This window comes from Pseudomonas sp. S1_G07 (genome assembly GCF_054668565.1).
In genome coordinates this window covers 5,193,725-5,213,495 of sequence record NZ_CP162778.1, presented here as the reverse complement: position 1 = coordinate 5,213,495, position 19,771 = coordinate 5,193,725, and the positions used below count along the sequence as shown (strand labels likewise).

Here is a 19,771-nt window from a genome sequence, read left to right as displayed (position 1 = left end):
TGCGCCCGTACCCTGCGGCGCGAAAGCATGATCAGAGCGCGCCGTCGTAAGGAGTCTGGTTTTTACGAGTCCCTTTGGCGCTTGATCGTTCCCTGAAACTTGCCCGCAGGTTACCAACGGTCAACCGCCAAGGCGCTGCCCTAGCCATTTGGACTGCGGGCCTGGGTGTTGTTGGCGTGGCGTTAGATACGTCGATTCGGCACGCAAAATCCGGGTCACTCCGCGGGCCTTCCCAGCAGCTATTCAAACCTTTCCGGTGAGGCGTTCGGTTTATCGTGGAACGTGTTCATCAAGCACCATCAAGGAGGGTTTACATGGTCGAAGAACGCAAGTTGAGCGAAGTGCTCACCCCCGAGGTCTGGGCACAGTTACCCAAGGCTTTGCTGGAAGTCACCCAGGATCTGGACAAGGCCCAGACGTTACAGGATACCTTGCCGGGGTGGCTGGTAGAGGCCGGTGCGCAGACGCTGTCGGCACTCGAGCAGGCGCACCAGGACAGCGCGCTGCTGCGCGAAAAGGTCCAGGCCACGCTGAACAGGCTGGAGCCGCTGGATAGGTTCTGCGCCGAACGACTGGAAGCGTTTCTGCTGTCCAAGGGCGTTGGCCACGTGGACGTGAAGCAGGACCTGCTGGAGCTGGCCCACCGTTCGTTGAGCAACCTCAACCCCGACCTCGCGGGGCCGCTGCTGGTCACGGTCACCACCGAAAAGCAAAGCCTGTTGCAGGCGGCGATGCAGAATTTCAGCGTGTCACAGGCCCACAATAGTGGCCTGGCGATCACCGCGATGATCCGCAGCGCCGCCACCGGTGAACGCGCCGAGTCAATCAGTGCCGGCGAGTTCGTCCGGTATTGTCGCGAACTGGACCTGGGCAGCGCTTATCAGCGGCATTTGCGCGAGGTGTTCAACTTGCCGGGGCCCGACGAACAATCGACCGCCGGCCGCTATAACGGAGTGGCCAGTGACATCGGCCAGCTCAAACTGATCGACATGCGGGCCGACCTGCATATCGCGCTGGCCAAGGGGCATGTGAGCCAGGCGATGTATGAGCTGTTGCGCGCGTTGTTCTTGCGCAATGCCGATACACACCCGATCGCCGATCTGTTGATCGACGGCCTTCCCATGACCTGGCACGGCCTGAACCTGGACCAGGCGTGCCTGTGGAGCGTGCTGGTGTTTACCGGCCACACGGGAAAAGGTTTATCCACCGGTCGCTGCGTGGTGTACATGCCCAATGAGCCGGAGCGCCCCTGGTTCGAGTACGACACGCTGGAAGCCTTCAAGGGTTACATCACCTTGAAGTTGCAGATACCGGCTTACCGTGAGTTTTTCAAAGGCTACCTGGATGAGTCCGAACGCCCGGATTTTTTCCAGCGGTTTGATCGACGCCAGGCCGTGGAGAGCCTGGAGGGCGTGGCGGTCAACGTCAGCGTGTCGCAAAGTTTTTTCGATGCCTATGTCGGCAAGGCGCAACTGGACGCCCTGGTCCTGGCCGTGCCCGTCGCCGAGGTCGACGAAGAGGCCCGCAAGACCTTGATTCAACGGTATCTGGAGGTGGGCCTGACCCTGGCCAATATCGCCGGGTTTGTCACCCCGGGCCTGGGCCAGTTGATGATGGGCGTAGCCATCGGCCAACTGCTGGCGGAAGTCTACGAGGGTATTGAAGACTGGACCCACCAGCGTAAAACCGAGGCCCTGGGGCACCTGTTGAATGTGGCCGAAGGTATCGCGTCGATGGCGCTTTTTGCGGCGGCCGGCAAGGTCGCGGGCTCGTTGTTCAACCGTACGACGGAGCCAACCGCGGATTTTTTCGAGCAATTCGAAGCCGTGCAACTGCCCAATGCCGAGAAACGCCTGTGGCGCAGCAGCCTGCGCCCGTATCGGCATGCCCCCGACGCAGAGATGCTGGCGACCCCCAGTGACCGAGGGGTTTATCAATTCCAGGGGCATTCCTATATCGCTATCGACGGTGCGTTCTATCGGGTGTTTCACGACCCGGTCATCCGCCGCTGGCGCGTGATGCATCCTTCGCGTGTCACGGCGTACTGCCCGCCAGTGGAGCACAGTGGTTTCGGCGGTTGGCGCCACCAGGGCGAGCGGGTGGATCAATGGCGCACGTCCACCTACGTGTTCGGACGCCTGTCGCCCGATGTGAGTTCGCTGCCGGATGGCCGGCTGGATGAAATCATTACCGCCACCCACTGCCGGCTGCCTGATTTGCGGCTGCTCGTCGAGCAAAACCAGGTATTGCCGTCACGCCTGCGTGACAGCGTGGCGCGCTGGAGGTTGGACCAGGTTATTCGTGACCTGGTCTGGCAACTGGACTATCACGGCCAGGGCCAACCCAGTACCGCACATGCGCAAATGCTGGCGTTGCCGCTGCTGGACGGCTGGCCCCGGGGGCGCTTTTTCGAGCTGCTGGATGGGCAGGGCGGGCTAATTGCACGCCACCCGGAGACGGCCCCGTTCGATTACGAGGACCTGAGCATCCATGTCAGCGAACAGCAACTCAAGGACGGTCAATTGACCTCTGTCTTGCTGGATGCCCTGAACGAGGACGAGCGCGAGACGCTGCTGGGGGCGGACGTCGAGCCCGAGCACGCGCAACAGCGGCTGTCTGAGCGTTTGCTGGCGGGCATCAAGCGCCACTATCGGACACTGTTCGAGCAGCTTTACCAGGACTATGACTCGACCCCCGAAGGCAGCGTGGCCCTGCTCAAGAAACGCTTTGGGCAGCTGCCGACGGACGTGGCCAGGGAGCTGTTGGCCGAGACCTCGTCCGTTGACCGTCAGCTGTTGCGCAGCACCGGCCGCGTTCCACGTCGCCTGTATGTGCAAGCGCGGCAGGCGCTGCGCAGGGTGGTAGAGGATCGCGCGGTCGCGGGCCTGTATTTACCGCAATTGGCCACGGCCTCGACCCAGCGCCTGGTGATTGGCCTGCTCGGGCGCCTGCCGCACTGGCCGCGGGAAATCCATGTGCAAGTGCGGGCCGGGAGCCTGGACGGCGCCTTGCTGGCCGAGAGCGGCGTGGCTTCGAACAGTGTGTTGCATACCGTGGTCACGTCCGAACGCGGCTATCAGCTCTTCGACGCACAGGGGCAGGCAGTGCAAGATCCGGTGGCGGGGCCTTCAGGGTTTTACCAGGCGCTGCTGGGCACCTTGTCGGCCTTGCAGCGCAGCCGTTTGGGGCTCTACTCCACAGGCGAGCAGGGCGCCGCGCAGTTGCAGTCCAAGCTGCGCTGGCTGGTCGCCGAGGCGCGCGGCGACGTGGCCGGGTACTTGCGTGAACCACCACCCGAACCGCTGCACGCCTGGCAACTCGGCTGCATGCAGGCCGCACCGCCGGCGGTGGAGTTGCAGCCGCGCGAGCTGATCCGCAAGGTAAAAAACTCTACCCCATGCTCGACGATGCCCAGGCGTCGACCCTGATCGAAGGCTTGGGCGACGATCATCTGGCCCGCGCCCACGTGGTCAAGCTATTGCAGCTTTCCCATGACAGGTTGCACCACACGCTCAAGGCCTGGTCCAGCGACAGGACGGCACTGATGAATATTCCCGACCCGCTGGGAGAGGCGCGCCTGAGTCGCAAGCGCGTGGCGCAGCAACTGGAGCAGTGCTGGCGGCGCCTCACCGGCCTGGGCGAAGATTCGCGCCTGGTGCTCGACGGTATGCGGGTAGGGCCGCTGCCGACATTGCTGCCGGTAGTCAATTTTGATCACGTACGCCACTTGAGCATGAAAAATATGGACGTGGGTGATGAAGCGGCCTATTTCCTCAAGCATTTCAAAGGGCTCAAAACCCTGGACCTGTCCAGTAACCGCTTGACGCGGCTGCCCGAGGCGCTCTCGCACATGCCCCACCTCGAAGCGTTATACCTGGACAACAATCGCCTTGAGCTGACGCAATACACCCGCGCCAAACTCGCCGATTTACGCAACCTGCGGGTATTGAGCCTGGCTGGTAATACGTTGGCCGATCCACCGCCACTCGAGCACTTGTTCGACCTGCGCCGCTTGGTTCTGCGTGATTGCCGGCTCAATACCTTTCCCGAAGGCCTATGGCGCTTGCCGTTCCTGGAGACCGTCGACCTGCGCCAGAACACCATCAGCCAATTGCCGGAGTGGCTGTTCTCGGCGCCTCGCCAGCAAACCCAGGCGATCAACCTGCGCCACAACCCGTTGTCGGCCTCGGCCGTCTTGCAGGTGACTGACTATCGCCGGCAGACCGGGGCTGGCCTGGGCTTTTTTGACGATGACATTGCTCGCCTGAACGAGCAGGCCGCCCGCGAACTGTGGATGCCAGACCCACGGACAGCCGGCTATGCACAAAAAAATGATCTCTGGCTGATGCTGCGCGACGACCCGGACAGCGATGGCCTGTTCAAGCTGTTGGCCGAGCTGGGTGGTTCGGCGGACACCCAGCATGTGCGCGAAGACATGACGCGACGGATCTGGCGAGTGCTTGAAGCCACCGGCCAGCGTGGCGAGCTGGCGACTGAAGTGTTCGAACGGGCCGCGACTCCGATCAACTGCGATGACGCTGCCGCGTTGAACTTCAGCAGCCTGGAAATACTGGTGGAAATCAGCGATGCGAGCCAACGGATCGAGGGCGGGCACCTCACCGCAAGGTCGTTGCTGGCCTTGGGCCGGGGCCTGTACCGGCTCGACCGCCTGGAAAGCATCGCCCATTCCCACAGCCTCGACAATCCGGGCGCCGATCCATTGGAAGTCAGTTTGGCGTATCGCACCGGGCTGGCCGACAAGTTCTACCTGCCGGGGCAACCCCGGCATATGCGTTATGCCCGTTTGAGCGGCGTCACGACGGCGCAGTTGAGCGCCGCTGAAGCTTCGGTCAAGGCTGCGGAGCTGACGCCGGAACTGTTGCGGTTTCTCGGCGAGTTACCGTTCTGGCAGAGCTACCTCAAGAAGGTGCATGCCACGCATTTCGAAACCCTTAACGAACCGTTCGATACGCGGATGCGCGAGGTGTTCGATCAAGCCTTGGACCTCGACAGCGAAACCTACCGCACCCGTATGAATGGCATCCTCAGGGAGCAGCGGGTGGCCGAGGAGGTGACGGTCGAGCGCCTGACCCGCGCAGCCCTGGACGCCGACAAATCGGCTGTGTGCGAGCTGCCATAACCACGACTCACGGCGCCTGGCGGTTTTTGCCACGGATCAGCTCGCGCAGTGCAAAGCGGTTCGGATGGCAGGCGTGGGCAACCGCGGCGGGCAGCGGCAGTGGTTCGTTTTCCAGCCACGCCACCAGCAGCTCCGCGGCCAGCGGCGCGGTGATCAGGCCGCGTGAACCATGGCCGCTGTTGACATACACACCCTCCAGCCAGGGGCAGGGCGTATCAGGTACTTGGCGGGCATCCCTGGCAAGTACGCCGTACGCCGTGGCGAAGGCCGACGCCTCGGCCAGCGGGCCGACAATCGGCAGGTAGTCGGGGCTGGTGCAACGAAACGCGGCGCGGCCCTCCAGGGTCTCGATCGGCAGGCTGTCGGCCTGCAGCGCGTGCAGCAACCCGGTGGAGATTTCGCGCAGCAATTGCAGGTTGCCAGCGTGTTCGGCAGGGGTCGGGGTCAAGTCATCGCTATTGAAATCGAAGCTGGCACCGAGGGTATGTTCGCCCAGGCGTGCGGGGGCGACATAGCCTTGCGCGCACACCACCGTACTCAAACGCTGGCTGTCGGCGGTGAGGGGCAAGCGCGTGATTTGCCCGCGGATACGCTTGAGCGGCAACCCGGCGCTGAAGGGGAACCGCTTGATCTCGGCGGCGCCGGCCAGCACCACCACCGGCGCGCTGGCCAGCAGGGTGTCGGCGTCCCAGGCCTGCCATTGACCGTCGATGCGCTGCAAGGTCAGCGCTTCCTGATGAAGGCAATGTTCGATTGCCGGATGGCGGGCTTGCCAGGCGCATAAGGCCGGAGGGTGCACCCAACCGCCTTCGGGGAAAAACAACCCGCCCTGGTCCAAGGGCACGTTGGCGCAGGCTTGCGCCTGCGTAACATCGACCTGGCGCAACAGTTCCGGGGCAAAGGCCGCGGCCAGTTGTGCCTGGCGTTCGGCCTCCTTGGCGTTGAACGCCAGTTGCAGCACGCCGCAGGCGTCCCAGTCGACACCGCGCTGCAGGTGTTCCAGCAGGCGTCGGGTATAGCCGAAACCGCTGAGGATCAACTGTGACAACGCGGTGCCGTGTGCCGACAGCTTGAGGTACAGCACCCCTTGCGGGTTGCCCGAAGCCTCCTGGGCCAGGGCCGTGTGGCGCTCCAGCAGGCTGACTCGCCAGCCCCTGGCCGCCAGGCTGTTGGCAGTGGCGCAGCCGGCCAGCCCGGCTCCGATCACCAGGGCGTGACGCTCGCCAGTGTGCGGCGCGGGGCGCGCAAACCACGGGACGGTGGCGGCGGGCCTCGGGGTTTGCTCGGGCCAGCCGAGGAATTCACCGCGCAGGATTTCCCATTTATGGCCGATCCCTGGCGTGCGCTTCATCTTGAAACCGGCGGCATTGAGCAGGCGGCGCACCCAGCCGGTGCTGGTGAAGGTGCTCAGGGTCGAGCCCGGCGCCGCCAGCCGCGCCAGTTCGGCAAACAGCTCGGCGGTCCACATGTCGGGGTTTTTCGCCGGCGCGAACCCATCGAGAAACCAGGCGTCGACCTGCGCGTCCAGTTGCGGCAGCTGCTCCAGGGCATCGCCGACCAGCAGGGTCAAGGTCACGCGGCCACCGTCCAGCACGAGGCGCTGGAAACCCTGGTGCAGGGCGACGTACTGCGCCAGCAGTTGTTCTGCCAATGGCGCAAGTGACGGCCAGAGGGCGAGGGCGCGTTGCAGGTCGGCGTGGCTCAGCGGGTATTTTTCCACGCTGACAAAGTGCAGGCGCGCGCCAGCCACCGCGTGCTGGTCGAACAGCTGCCAGGCGCACAGGAAGTTCAGGCCGGTGCCAAAGCCGGTTTCGCCGATCACCAGCCTGCCGTCCGCCGGCAGCGCCGCGAAGCGCTCCTGCAAACGGTTCTGTTCAAGGAACACATAGCGGGTTTCTTCAAGGCCCGACTGGTCGGAAAAGTACACGTCGTCGAACACCCGCGAATGCGGGCGACCTTGTTCATCCCAGTCGAGCTGGGCGTGGGATACGGGGGGCATGGGCGGCTCAGGAAAATAAAAACAGGCAAAGGCCAGGCGGCCATTCTAGCCGATCAACAAGCTTTGAATTGACCCACGGCAAGTGCAGGTGGAATTTCCTGCCGCGCGGTGTTGCCCAATCCGCTAGTCTTGCTCAATTCTGCAACGGAGCCGCCCATGTTCGAATCTGCCGAAATTGGTCACGCCATCGACAAAGACACCTACGACGCCGAAGTCCCGGCCCTGCGCGAAGCGCTGCTGGAGGTGCAGTACGAACTGCAACAACAAAAACGCATACCGGTGATCATCCTGATCAACGGCATTGAAGGCGCGGGCAAGGGCGAGACGGTCAAGCTGCTCAACGAGTGGATGGACCCGCGGTTGATCGAGGTGCGCACCTTCGACCAGCAGACCGATGAAGAGCTGGCGCGCCCGCCGGCCTGGCGCTACTGGCGCCAATTGCCGGCCAAGGGGCGCATGGGCGTATTTTTTGGCAACTGGTACAGCCAGATGCTGCAAAGCCGCGTGCACGGGCAGATCAAGGACGCCCGCCTCGACCAGGCGATTGCCGGCGCCGAGCGCCTGGAGAAGATGTTCTGCGACGAAGGCGCGCTGATCTTCAAGTTCTGGTTCCATCTGTCCAAGAAGCAAATGAAGGCACGGCTCAAGGCCCTGGCCGACGACCCGCTGCACAGCTGGCGCATCAGCCCGCTGGACTGGCAGCAGTCCGAGACCTACGACAAGTTCGTGCGTTTCGGCGAGCGCGTGCTGCGCCGCACCAGCCGTGACTATGCGCCGTGGCATGTGATCGAAGGGGTCGACCCGTATTACCGTGGTCTCACCGTGGGCAAGATTCTGCTCGAAGGCATGCAAAACGCCTTGAAGCTGTCCAAGAGCCGCCCCAGCGGCATGAACCCCGCGCCGTTGCTGGCTTCGGTCGACCAGAAGAGCCTGCTGGACAGCCTCGACATGACCTTGCAATTGGACAAGGACGATTATGAAGAGCAACTGATTACCGAGCAGGCACGCTTATCTGGCCTGATGCGCGACAAACGCATGCGCAGGCACGCGCTGGTGACCGTCTTCGAAGGCAATGACGCGGCAGGCAAGGGCGGGGCGATTCGGCGCGTTGCGGCGGCACTGGACCCGCGTCAGTACCACATCGTACCGGTTGCTGCGCCGAGCGAAGACGAACGTGCTCAACCTTACCTGTGGCGCTTCTGGCAGAAGATCCCGGCGCGCGGCATGTTCACCGTGTTCGACCGGTCGTGGTACGGCCGCGTGCTGGTCGAGCGCATCGAAGGCTTCTGCACGCCGACCGACTGGATGCGTGCCTATGGCGAGATCAACGACTTCGAAGAGCAACTGCGTGACGCCGGGGTCATCGTGGTCAAGTTCTGGCTGGCCATCGACAAGCAGACCCAACTGGAGCGCTTCCAGGCCCGTGAGGCGATCCCCTTCAAACGCTTCAAGATCACCGAGGACGACTGGCGCAACCGCGAAAAATGGGATGACTACCGCGCCGCCGTGGGCGATATGGTCGATCGCACCAGCACCGAAGTGTCGCCCTGGACCCTGGTGGAAGCCAACGACAAGCGCTGGGCGCGGGTCAAGGTGTTGCGCACCATCAACCTGGCCCTGGAAGAGGCGTTCGCCCGGTCTGACAAGCACGACAGGAAAGGCAAGAAGAAGTAAGCCTATCCATGGGGTGAATGATCGTCGCGGTTGGGCAGGGCTGGATCTATCCTCGATCCCTCTCCCAACCACAAGATCGAGGTAGCCCATGCGTGAAGTAGTGATCGTCGACAGCGTGCGAACCGGCCTGGCCAAGTCCTTTCGCGGCAAGTTCAACCAGACCCGCCCCGATGACATGGCCGCCCATTGCGTCAACGCGTTGCTGACCCGCAACGGCATCGACCCGGCCACGGTGGAGGACTGCATCGTCGGCGCCGGCTCCAACGAGGGCGCCCAGGGCTACAACATCGGGCGCAATGTGGCGGTGCTGTCGCAACTGGGCACCGGTACGGCGGGCATGACCCTCAACCGCTTCTGTTCCTCGGGCTTGCAGGCGATTGCCATTGCGGCCAACCAGATCGCTTCGGGGTGCAGCGACATCATTGTCGCCGGCGGCGTCGAATCCATCAGCCTGACCCTGAAAAGCGTCAACACCGACAACCTGATCAACCCGCTGCTCAAGGCGCAGGTGCCGGGCATTTATTTGCCCATGGGCCAGACCGCCGAGATCGTCGCGCGCCGCTACAACGTCAGCCGCGAAGAACAAGACCTGTACGCCCTGCAGAGCCAGCAGCGTACGGCCCAGGCCCAGGCGGACGGCCTGTTCGACGATGAAATCGTGCCCATGGCGGTCAAATACAAGGTTGAGGACAAGCACACAGGCGCGGTGCAGGTCCTGGAGGGCGTGGTCGAGCGCGATGACTGCAACCGCCCCGAGACCACGCTGGCCAGCTTGCAGGGGTTGAAGCCGGTGTTTGCCGAGGACGGTTCGGTGACGGCGGGTAACTCGTCGCAGTTGTCCGACGGTGCCTCGATGACGCTGGTGATGAGCCTGGAAAAAGCCCTGGCCCTGGGGCTCAAGCCCAAGGCGTTTTTCCGCGGTTTTACCGTGGCCGGTTGCGAGCCGGACGAGATGGGTATCGGCCCGGTGTTCTCGGTCCCCAAGTTGCTCAAGGCGCGCGGCTTGAAGGTGGCGGATATCGACCTGTGGGAGCTCAACGAGGCGTTCGCCTCCCAATGCCTGTATGCGCGTGACCGCCTGGAAATCGACAATGCCAAATACAACGTCAACGGCGGCTCGATTTCCATCGGCCATCCGTTCGGCATGACCGGCTCGCGCCAGGTCGGGCATCTGGTGCGTGAGTTGCAACGGCGCAACCTGCGCTACGGCATTGTCACCATGTGCGTGGGCGGTGGGATGGGCGCCACCGGGCTGTTTGAGGCCGTACGTTAGATTTCATTGAGCGCAAACGGTCAATGTGGGGTGTCGGAAAAAATCACTCGCCAAGGCACCCCTTGGTCCCCCTAGAATGCCTGCTCCTCCACCTCTGGCTTTCTGGGGCGCTCATGCATATTTCTTCCGGCCGCTGGGTCTACGGCTTTTTCCTGACCCTGCTGACCGCGCTGCTCTGGGGCATTCTTCCGGTCAAACTCAAACAAGTGCTGCAAGTGATGGACCCGATCACCGTCACCTGGTTTCGCCTGACGGTGGCCGGCAGTTGCCTGTTCATCTACCTGGCCGCCACCCGGCGCTTGCCCAGCCGCAAGGTGCTCGGCCCCAAGGGCGGCTGGCTGGTGGCGATGGCCGTGTGCGGCCTGGTGGGCAACTACGTGTTGTACCTGGTGGGCCTGAAGAGCCTCAGTCCCGGTACCGCGCAACTGGTGGTGCAGATGGGCCCGATCTTCCTGATGGTCGCCAGCGTGTTCGTGTTCAAGGAGCGTTTCAGCCGTGGCCAGGTGCTTGGCTTGATCGTGTTGATCGCCGGTTTCGGTCTGTTCTTCAACCAGCGCCTGGTGGAGTTGCTGACGTCCCTGGGCACTTACACCGCCGGCGTGCTGACGGTTCTGCTCGCCACTTCGATCTGGGTGTTCTATGCGCTGGGCCAGAAGCAATTGCTGACGGTGTGGAATTCGCTGCAGGTGATGATGGTGATCTACCTGTCATGCGCTGTGCTGCTCACGCCCTGGGCGCATCCGCTGGAGGCGCTGCAACTGAGCCCGCTGCAAGGCTGGCTGTTGCTGGCGTGCTGCATGAATACCCTGGTGGCCTACGGTGCGTTTGCCGAAGCGCTGGCCCATTGGGAGGCCTCGCGGGTGAGTGCGACCCTGGCGCTCACGCCGTTGGTGACGTTCGTCGCGGTGGCGTTGGCGGCGTGGCTGTGGCCTGACTTTGTGCAGGCCGAAGAGATCAACGCCCTGGGCTATGCCGGGGCGCTGATTGTGGTGATCGGGTCGGCGACTGTCGCGCTGGCCCCTTCATTGTTTGCCGGGCTCAAGGCCCGGCGTGCGCGCCTGGCGTCTTAGTGCCCGGCTTCGAGCATGTTTTCCGGGCGCACCCACTGGTCGAACTCCGCGTCGGTGAGGTAGCCCAGTTCCAGCGCCGCTTCCCGTAGCGTCAGCCCTTCGGCATAGGCTTTCTTGGCGATCTCCGCCGATTTGTCATAGCCGATGTGCGGGTTGAGCGCCGTGACCAGCATCAGCCCGCGCTCCAGGTGCTCGGCCATCTGTTCGGCATCCGGCTCCAGGCCGGCAATGCAATGTTCCTGGAAGTTATTGCAGCCGTCGGCCAGCAGGCGGACCGACTCCAGCAGGTTGTGGATGATCACCGGCTTGTACACGTTCAACTGCAGATGCCCTTGGCTGGCGGCGATACCGATGGTCACGTCATTGCCCAGGACCTGGCAGGCCAGCATCGACAGCGCTTCGCACTGGGTCGGGTTGACCTTGCCCGGCATGATCGAACTGCCCGGTTCGTTGGCCGGCAGCTTCACCTCGGCCAGCCCGGCGCGCGGGCCCGAGCCCAGCAGGCGCAGGTCGTTGGCGATTTTCATCAGCGCCACGGCGAGGGTTTTCAGCGCGCCGTGCAGGGTCACCAGCGGCTCATGGCCGGAGAGGGCGGCAAACTTGTTTGGCGCTGTGACGAACGGCAGGCCCGAGAGCGCCGCCAGCTCGGAGGCAATCGCCTCGCCAAAGCCATGGGGCGAATTGAGCCCGGTGCCGACGGCGGTGCCACCCTGGGCCAGCTCGCACACCTGGGGCAGGGCGCCGCGGATCGCGCGTTCGGCGTAATCGAGCTGAGCGATAAACGCCGAGAGTTCCTGGCCAAAGGTAATCGGCGTGGCGTCCATCATGTGGGTACGGCCGGTTTTCACCAGCTTCATATGCCGCGCGGCCAGTTCGGCCAGACCACCGGAGAGCGTGGCGATTGCCGGCAGCAATTGCCCGTGCACCGCCTGCACCGCCGCGATGCTCATGGCGGTGGGGAAGCAGTCATTGGAGCTTTGCGAGCGATTGACGTGATCGTTGGGGTGTACCGGGCTCTTGCCGCCGCGTTGGTTGCCTGCCAACTCATTGGCACGGCCGGCGATCACTTCGTTGGCATTCATGTTGCTCTGGGTGCCGCTGCCGGTTTGCCACACCACCAGGGGGAACTGGTCGTCGTGTTGACCGTCGAGCACTTCGTCGGCGGCCTGTTCGATCAGGCGGGCGATATCGGCGGGCAGGTCGCCGTTACGGTCGTTGACCCGTGCTGCGGCCTTCTTGATCAGGGCCAGTGCATGCAACACCGCCAGCGGCATACGTTGCTCGCCAATCGCGAAGTTGACCAGCGAACGCTGGGTCTGTGCGCCCCAGTACGCGTCATCCGGGACCTGAACTTCTCCCAGGCTGTCGGTTTCGATACGGCTCATCGGGCACCTTCCTTATCCAGTCGTGATGGGTCAGTTTAGGCCCTGGCTGCCGCCTTGGGTTCCCCAAATCTGTGTTTGTACGGCCGCACCCAGTAAAACCGGGGCCCCTGAGGGGGTGGGGTTGAGCCCCGGGCTTCGTTAGGCGCAGAATGGGCGCCCTTGGGGTCTTACCTCGCCTGTAGAAAAGGAAACTCGATGACTCGTCTTCGTGCCATCTGTACCGCGGTTGCACTGGTTTGCGCCAGCGGCCAGGTTTTTGCCGATACCGCCAGCCACAACGCCAGTGCCGAAGCCTTCCTGACCCTGGCCCACGCCGACAAGCTGGGTACCCCGGTGTACATGCAAGTGCAGCAAATGTTCGCCCAGCGTTTCGAACAGACCAAGGCGCCCGCCACCAAGCAGTCGGTGCTGGACAGCTATCAGGCCAAGGCCAACGCCGCCCTGGACCAGGCCATCGGCTGGCCGAAGCTGAAGCCGGACATGGTCAAGCTCTACACCACCAACTTCAGCGAGTCCGAGCTCAAGGACCTGGTTGCGTTCTACCAGTCGCCATTGGGCAAGAAAGTCCTGGAAAAAATGCCACAGCTGACCCAGCAATCGGCCCAGATGACCCAGGCCAAGCTGGAAAGCGCAGTGCCGGTGGTCAACAAGCTGTTGGAAGACATGACCAACGAGCTGACGCCTAAAGCCGCACCGGCCAAGAAGAAGTAAGCAGGAATGACCATGCAACAGCGTATCGAAACGGCGCTCGCCGCCCTGGACCCGCAATACCTGAGCGTGCTGGATGAAAGCCATATGCACAGCCGTGGGTTGCAGACCCACTACAAGGCCGTGCTGGTCAGCCAGCAGTTCGACGGGCTCAACCGCGTCAAGCGCCATCAGAAGGTCTACGCCACGCTGGGTGACCTGATGAGCGAGTTTCATGCGCTGGCGCTGCACACCTACACGCCTGAAGAATGGGCACAAATCGACGCGGCACCGGCTTCGCCGACCTGCGCCGGCGGCCATTGACGGGTTGATGTTGAATCTACTGTAGGAGCGAGCTTGCTCGCGAAAAAACTCAGAGCGTCGTTGGGCGCCAGGTTATCCGTGTCATCGTTCACGACCTTCGCGAGCAAGCTCGCTCCTACAGTTAACGGTTCATCCCTGATAGAATCCGCAACGCGCCGCTCAGCCGGCGCGTTTTTTTTGCTTTGCTTTTACTTGCAGCTTGCAGCTAAAAACTCGCAGCTGCCGTTATCCGGTTCACCCCTTACGAGGGTAGCCACCTGGAGAGAACACCCATGACTCAACCGATTGTCGTGGCGGCACTGTATAAGTTCGTCACCCTCGAAGATTACGTCGCGCTGCGCGAACCGCTGTTGCAGGCGATGGTCGACAACGGCATCAAAGGCACCTTGCTGATCGCCGAAGAAGGCATCAACGGCACCGTTTCCGGCAGCCGCGAGGGCATCGATGGCCTGATGGCCTGGCTCAAGAACGACCCACGCATGATCGACATCGACCACAAAGAGTCGTACTGCGACGACCAACCGTTCTATCGCACCAAGGTCAAGCTCAAGAAAGAGATCGTGACCCTGGGTGTCGAAGGCGTCGACCCGAACAAACAGGTCGGCACCTACGTCGAGCCACAGGACTGGAACGCGCTGATCAGTGATCCGGAAGTATTGTTGATCGACACCCGTAACGACTACGAAGTGTCGATTGGTACCTTTGAAGGCGCGATCGATCCGAAAACCACCAGTTTTCGAGAATTTCCCGACTATATCAAAGCCAACTTCGACCCGGCCAAGCACAAGAAAGTCGCCATGTTCTGCACCGGTGGCATTCGTTGCGAGAAAGCCTCCAGCTACATGCTCAGCGAAGGCTTTGACGAGGTCTACCACCTCAAGGGCGGCATCCTCAAGTACCTGGAAGAGGTACCGCAGGAAGAGACCAAATGGCAGGGCGACTGCTTTGTGTTCGACAATCGCGTCACCGTGCGCCACGACTTGAGCGAAGGCGACTACGATCAATGTCATGCCTGCCGTACCCCGGTGAGCGTCGAAGACCGCGCGTCCGAGCACTATGTGGCCGGTATCAGTTGCCCGCATTGCTGGGATAAGCTGCCGGAAAAAACCCGTCGCAGCGCGATCGACCGGCAAAAGCAGATTGAGCTGGCCAGGGCCCGCAACCTGCCGCACCCGATTGGTTTCAACTACAAGCAAACCCCTTCCGAGGCCTGACCCATGTCCGCGCGCCTGCTCTATGTAATGGACCCGATGTGTTCCTGGTGCTGGGGCTTTGCGCCGGTGGCGCAGGCGTTGGTCGAGCAGGCTCGTGCCGCCGGTGTGGACGTGCACCTGGTGGTGGGCGGCTTGCGCACCGGCAGCGGCGCGGCATTGGAGCCGACCGCCCGGCGCTACATCCTTGAACACTGGCAAGCGGTCACCGACGCTACCGGCCAGCCGTTCAAGCGTGAAGGCGCGTTGCCCGAGGGGTTTGTCTACGACACCGAGCCTGCATGCCGTGCCATTGTCACTGCGCGTAGCCTGGCGCCGGATTGTGCGTGGAAGCTGCTGGGGTTGATCCAGCACGCATTTTATGTCGAGGGGCGCGACGTGACCCTGGCCAGGGTGCTGGTGGAGCTGGCTGAACAGGCTGGCATACCGCGCATCGAGTTTGCCGGTGAGTTCGACCGTGCCGAGCAACATGCCGCCACGGCAGCAGATTTCACGTGGGTTCAGGACCTGGGCATTGCCGGCTTCCCAACGCTGCTGGCAGAGCGCAACGGCCAGTTGGCCTTGCTGACCAACGGTTACCAGCCGCTGTCCGAGCTGTCGCCTTTATTGGGTCGGTGGCTGGAGCGAGCAAGCTGTGCATGAACACCTTCACCGTACTGACCGCCTGACCTGGGCGGAAATCCGTCGCCTGGCCCTGCGTCACAAGAAGTCCCTGTGGATCGCCAATGGCGTCGCCGTGCTGGCGACCCTGTGCAGTGTGCCCATCCCCTTGTTGTTGCCCTTGCTGGTCGACGAAGTGCTGCTGGGGCATGGCGATGCCGCGCTCAAGGTGATGAACCACGCGCTGCCGTTGGGCTGGCAGAAAGCCGCCGGTTATATCGGTCTGATGCTGCTGGTGACCCTGGCCCTGCGTTGCGGTGCGTTGGTATTCAACGTGGTACAGGCGCGCTTGTTTGCGCGCCAGGCCAAGGACATTGTGTACCGCATCCGCGTACGTCTGATCGAGCGGCTCAAGCGGATTTCCCTGGGCGAATACGAAAGCCTGGGCAGCGGCACGGTCACCACCCACCTGGTCACTGACCTGGACACCCTGGACAAGTTCGTCGGCGAAACCCTCAGCCGCTTCCTGGTGGCCATGCTGACCCTGGTCGGCACCTCGGCGATCCTGGTGTGGATGCACTGGCAACTGGCGTTGCTGATCCTGTTGTTCAACCCGTTGGTGATCTACGCCACGGTGCAGTTGGGCAAGCGTGTCAAACATCTGAAGAAACTGGAAAACGACAGCACCTCGCGCTTCACCCAGGCGCTGACCGAAACCCTGGATGCCATCCAGGAGGTGCGCGCCGGCAATCGCCAGGGCTTTTTCCTGGGGCGCCTGGGCCAGCGCGCCCTGGAAGTGCGCGACTACGCTATTCACTCGCAATGGAAAACCGACGCCTCCAGCCGCGCCAGCGGCTTGCTGTTCCAGTTCGGCATCGACATCTTCCGCGCGGCGGCCATGCTGACCGTGCTGTTTTCCGACCTGTCCATCGGCCAGATGCTCGCGGTGTTCAGTTACCTGTGGTTCATGATCGGCCCGGTGGAGCAACTGCTTAATCTGCAATACGCCTACTACGCTGCCAGCGGTGCGCTGACCCGCATCAATGAATTACTGGCGCGTGCCGACGAGCCGCAATACGCCGGTGGGACCGACCCGTTCAGCGGGCATGAAACCGTGGGCATCGATGTACGTGGCCTGGACTTCGGGTATGGCGATGACCTGGTGCTTGATCAGTTGAACCTGCGCATCGAGCCCGGCGAGAAGGTTGCCATTGTCGGTGCCAGCGGCGGCGGTAAGAGCACGTTGGTGCAACTGTTGCTGGGGCTCTACACGCCCCAGGCCGGCAGTATCCGGTTCGGCGGGGCCACCCAGCAGGAAATTGGCCTGGAAACCATTCGCGAGCACGTCGCGGTGGTGCTGCAACACCCGGCACTGTTCAACGATACCGTGCGCGCCAACCTGACCATGGGCCGCGAGCGCACCGATCAAGCCTGCTGGCAGGCGCTTGAAATCGCCCAATTGGAGACCACGGTCAAAGCGCTGCCCCAGGGCCTGGACAGCGTGGTGGGGCGCTCTGGCGTGCGATTTTCCGGTGGGCAACGTCAGCGCCTGGCGATTGCGCGCATGGTCCTGGCCGAACCGAAGGTGGTGATCCTCGATGAGGCCACCTCTGCCCTTGATGCCGCCACCGAGTACAACCTGCACCAGGCGCTGGCGCGGTTTCTCAGCGGCCGTACTACACTGATCATTGCCCACCGTTTGTCGGCGGTAAAACAAGCTGATCGAGTGTTAGTATTCGACGGTGGTCATATAGCCGAGGATGGCGACCATCAGCAACTGATTGCCGATGGCGGCCTGTACGCCAAACTCTATGGACATCTGCAACAAGTGCGTTGATTCAGCGTGGGCTGAGCTATCGGGAGCGGGTTTTCGCGTGCGTATCCAGCAGTGCATGTGCAAGGGACTTCATGAAGCAAAAGCGGACTTTCGGAACGCCTCGGCTATTGGGTATTGTCTGGCCTTTTATCGCTGTTGTGCTGTTCCAGGCATTATTAGGCGGTGGCAGTCTTTATGTGCTTTCAGCGGTGCGTGGCTATGTGGCCGGCGAGAGCTTGTGGTCCAAGGGCCAGAAAGACGCCATCTATTACCTCACCCTGTACGCCGATAATCGCGATGCAGCTACCTATCTCAAATACCAGCAGGCCATCGCCGTGCCCCAGGGCGGGCATGAGCTGCGTATCGCCCTGGACCGTCCCACTCCCGACCGTGCCGCCGCGCGCCTGGGCATCCTCAAGGGCGGCAACCACCCGGATGACGTCTCCAGCCTGATCTGGTTGTACCTGAACTTCCGGCATTTCAGCTACCTGGAAAAAGCCATCGAGTTGTGGACCGTGGGCGATGCCTACCTGGACCAGTTGGATGACCTGGCCCGGGAGATGCACGCCACGATTTCCGCCAATCAGGTCAGCGCCGACGATGTGCACCAATGGAAAACGCATATCACCGCCATCAACGAAGGCGTGACGCCGACCGCCAAGGCGTTCAGCGATGCCTTGGGCGAAGGCTCACGCATGATCCTGCGGTTGCTGCTGATCACCAACCTGGCGACCGCCCTGGGTCTGATTGTGCTCGCGCTGTTGCGCACCCATAAGCTGCTGGCCCAGCGCCACGCGTTTGCCGAAGCCTTGCAGGAGGAGAAGGAGCGCGCGCAGATCACCCTGGAGTCGATAGGCGACGGCGTGATCACCACCGATGTCAACGGTGCCATTACTTATATGAACCCGGCGGCCGAGGCGCTGACCCACTGGAACTCGGCCCAGGCCCATGGCCTGCCCCTGGCGGCATTGTTCAACCTGCTGGACGAGAATGCCCAGCCCGACGGGCTTACCCTGGTCGAACACATCGTCAGGGGACGCTTGCGTGGTGGCAGCGAGCATTCCAAGACGATCCAGCGGCTGGATGGCAGCACGGTGTCAGTGACCCTGGTGGGGGCGCCGATCCGCAGCGCCGGCAAGATCAACGGTGTGGTGCTGGTACTGCACGACATGACCCAGGAGCGCCAGTACATTGCCAACCTGTCATGGCAGGCGACGCACGATGCGTTGACTGGCCTGGCCAACCGTCGTGAGTTCGAGTTCCGCCTGGAGCAGGTCTTGCACCCGGCGGCGCAGCTGCAGGGCCGGCGTCATACATTGATGTTTCTCGACCTGGACCAGTTCAAGCTGGTCAACGACACGTGCGGGCATGCGGCAGGCGACGAATTGCTGCGGCATATCTGCGCACTGTTGCAAGCGGACCTGCGCGAAGGCGATACGCTGGCGCGCCTGGGCGGCGATGAGTTCGGCATCCTGCTGGAAAACTGCCCGGCGGCGGTGGCGGAGAAAATCGCCGAGAGCCTGCGCCATACCGTGCAAAACCTGCATTTTGTGTGGAAGGGCCGGCCGTTCATGACCACCGTCAGCATTGGCCTGGTGCACATCGGCAACACCCCGACCACCCTGGAAACCTCACTGCGTGCCGCCGACATGGCCTGCTACATGGCCAAGGAGAAAGGTCGCAACCGGGTTCAGGTGTATCACGCCGATGACTCCGAGCTGTCCGTGCGCTTTGGCGAGATGGCCTGGGTGCAACGCTTGCACATGGCCCTGGAAGAAAACCGTTTCTGCCTGTACGCCCAGGAAATCGCCCCCCTGGGCCACACGGAGGGCGGCAACGGGCATATCGAGATTCTGCTGCGGTTGCAAGACGAGTCAGGTCGAATCATCTTGCCCGACAGTTTTATTCCGGCCGCCGAACGCTATGGCCTGATGAACGCGCTGGATCGTTGGGTGGTGGAAAACGTATTCAAGATTATTGCCCGTTGTATATACGAGCGTCCGGGCCGGTCTATGGCCATGTGTGCGATTAATCTGTCAGGTATAACTATTGGAGACGATGAATTTTTAGGCTTTTTGCGTGAGAAATTCGAGACTTACAGCATTCCGCCGGAAATGATTTGTTTTGAAATAACTGAGACAAGTGCAATTTCAAATTTGCGAAGTGCAATTCGTTTTATTAATGAACTCAAAGCCTTAGGTTGCCATTTTTCACTTGATGATTTTTGCGCCGGAATGTCCTCATTCGCATACCTGAAACATTTACCTGTAGACTTCCTGAAGATCGATGGAAGTTTCGTAAAGGATATGCTGGACGACCCGATTAACCGCGCAATGGTCGAAGTGATCAACCACATCGGCCATGTCATGGGTAAGCGCACAATTGCCGAGTTTGTTGAAACGCCGCAGATCGAGCAGGCGTTGCTCGAGATAGGTGTGGATTACGCTCAGGGCTACCTGATTGAACGACCGCAATTGTTTACCTTTGATAGCTTGCAGTGTCGACCTGCGCGGCCGCAGCCTCTGTTATTCAAGGCGCCCGGCACATTCCGCTGAAACATTTGCTGATCTGTCCAATCACACTTAAAAAAGG

At 62.1% G+C, this 19,771-nt stretch carries 13 protein-coding genes; 11 read left to right on the top strand and 2 right to left on the bottom strand.

What is annotated here, in order from left to right; genetic code table 11:
• Window positions 1–314: 314 nt before the first annotated feature.
• Both AB4O05_RS23705 and AB4O05_RS23700 read left to right on the top strand, forming a co-directional pair.
• Window positions 315–3,428 carry a dermonecrotic toxin domain-containing protein gene (locus AB4O05_RS23705; protein WP_460164809.1) on the top strand — a complete coding sequence of 1,038 codons (3,114 nt, stop codon included), beginning with the start codon at window positions 315–317 and terminating at the stop codon, window positions 3,426–3,428.
• The gene (locus AB4O05_RS23700) at window positions 3,398–5,140 is read left to right on the top strand and encodes an NEL-type E3 ubiquitin ligase domain-containing protein (RefSeq protein ID WP_460164808.1); all 1,743 of its coding nucleotides are present in this window, start codon (window positions 3,398–3,400) and stop codon (window positions 5,138–5,140) included. The genes AB4O05_RS23705 and AB4O05_RS23700 overlap by 31 nt, the downstream gene beginning before the upstream one ends.
• Before the next feature lie 7 nt (window positions 5,141–5,147).
• Here the strand turns inward: AB4O05_RS23700 and mnmC are convergent, their stop codons facing one another.
• Window positions 5,148–7,139 (bottom strand): bifunctional tRNA (5-methylaminomethyl-2-thiouridine)(34)-methyltransferase MnmD/FAD-dependent 5-carboxymethylaminomethyl-2-thiouridine(34) oxidoreductase MnmC, encoded by a 1,992-nt coding sequence (gene mnmC / locus AB4O05_RS23695; RefSeq protein ID WP_460135003.1) that lies wholly within the window; start codon window positions 7,137–7,139, stop codon window positions 5,148–5,150.
• 156 nt (window positions 7,140–7,295) lie between these two features.
• Here mnmC and pap point away from each other — a divergent pair, with 156 nt between their 5' ends.
• The 3 genes from pap (at window position 7,296) to AB4O05_RS23680 (ending at window position 11,156) form a co-directional block, all read left to right on the top strand.
• Complete coding sequence (gene pap, locus AB4O05_RS23690; RefSeq protein WP_460135004.1) at window positions 7,296–8,813, top strand: polyphosphate:AMP phosphotransferase; 1,518 nt, start codon at window positions 7,296–7,298, stop codon at window positions 8,811–8,813.
• Window positions 8,814–8,901: 88 nt separating this feature from the next.
• On the top strand, window positions 8,902–10,086 hold the full coding sequence (locus AB4O05_RS23685; protein ID WP_460135005.1) for a thiolase family protein: 1,185 nt from the start codon (window positions 8,902–8,904) through the stop codon (window positions 10,084–10,086).
• Window positions 10,087–10,199: 113 nt separating this feature from the next.
• Entirely contained in the window at window positions 10,200–11,156 is a 957-nt protein-coding gene (locus AB4O05_RS23680; RefSeq protein WP_460135007.1) for a DMT family transporter, read from the top strand.
• Here AB4O05_RS23680 and AB4O05_RS23675 read toward each other — a convergent pair.
• On the bottom strand, window positions 11,153–12,541 hold the full coding sequence (locus AB4O05_RS23675) for a class II fumarate hydratase (protein ID WP_460135008.1): 1,389 nt from the start codon (window positions 12,539–12,541) through the stop codon (window positions 11,153–11,155). The two genes, AB4O05_RS23680 and AB4O05_RS23675, sit on opposite strands and share 4 nt — an antisense overlap.
• Before the next feature lie 195 nt (window positions 12,542–12,736).
• Between AB4O05_RS23675 and AB4O05_RS23670 the strand changes: the two genes are divergently transcribed.
• The 6 genes from AB4O05_RS23670 (at window position 12,737) to AB4O05_RS23645 (ending at window position 19,734) form a co-directional block, all read left to right on the top strand.
• Entirely contained in the window at window positions 12,737–13,252 is a 516-nt protein-coding gene (locus AB4O05_RS23670) for a DUF2059 domain-containing protein (protein WP_460135009.1), read from the top strand.
• A 6-nt stretch (window positions 13,253–13,258) separates the two neighbouring features.
• Window positions 13,259–13,552 (top strand): BolA family protein, encoded by a 294-nt coding sequence (locus tag AB4O05_RS23665; protein ID WP_460135010.1) that lies wholly within the window; start codon window positions 13,259–13,261, stop codon window positions 13,550–13,552.
• 272 nt (window positions 13,553–13,824) lie between these two features.
• The gene (gene trhO, locus AB4O05_RS23660; protein WP_460135012.1) at window positions 13,825–14,766 is read left to right on the top strand and encodes an oxygen-dependent tRNA uridine(34) hydroxylase TrhO; all 942 of its coding nucleotides are present in this window, start codon (window positions 13,825–13,827) and stop codon (window positions 14,764–14,766) included.
• Window positions 14,767–14,769: 3 nt separating this feature from the next.
• Window positions 14,770–15,405 (top strand): DsbA family protein, encoded by a 636-nt coding sequence (locus tag AB4O05_RS23655; RefSeq protein WP_460135013.1) that lies wholly within the window; start codon window positions 14,770–14,772, stop codon window positions 15,403–15,405.
• Entirely contained in the window at window positions 15,398–17,200 is a 1,803-nt protein-coding gene (locus AB4O05_RS23650; RefSeq protein ID WP_460135014.1) for an ABC transporter ATP-binding protein, read from the top strand. Before AB4O05_RS23655 ends, AB4O05_RS23650 begins: the two co-directional genes overlap by 8 nt.
• Window positions 17,201–17,271: 71 nt before the next feature.
• A complete protein-coding gene (locus AB4O05_RS23645; protein ID WP_460135016.1) occupies window positions 17,272–19,734 on the top strand; it encodes an EAL domain-containing protein in 2,463 nt (820 codons plus the stop codon).
• Window positions 19,735–19,771 lie beyond the last annotated feature (37 nt).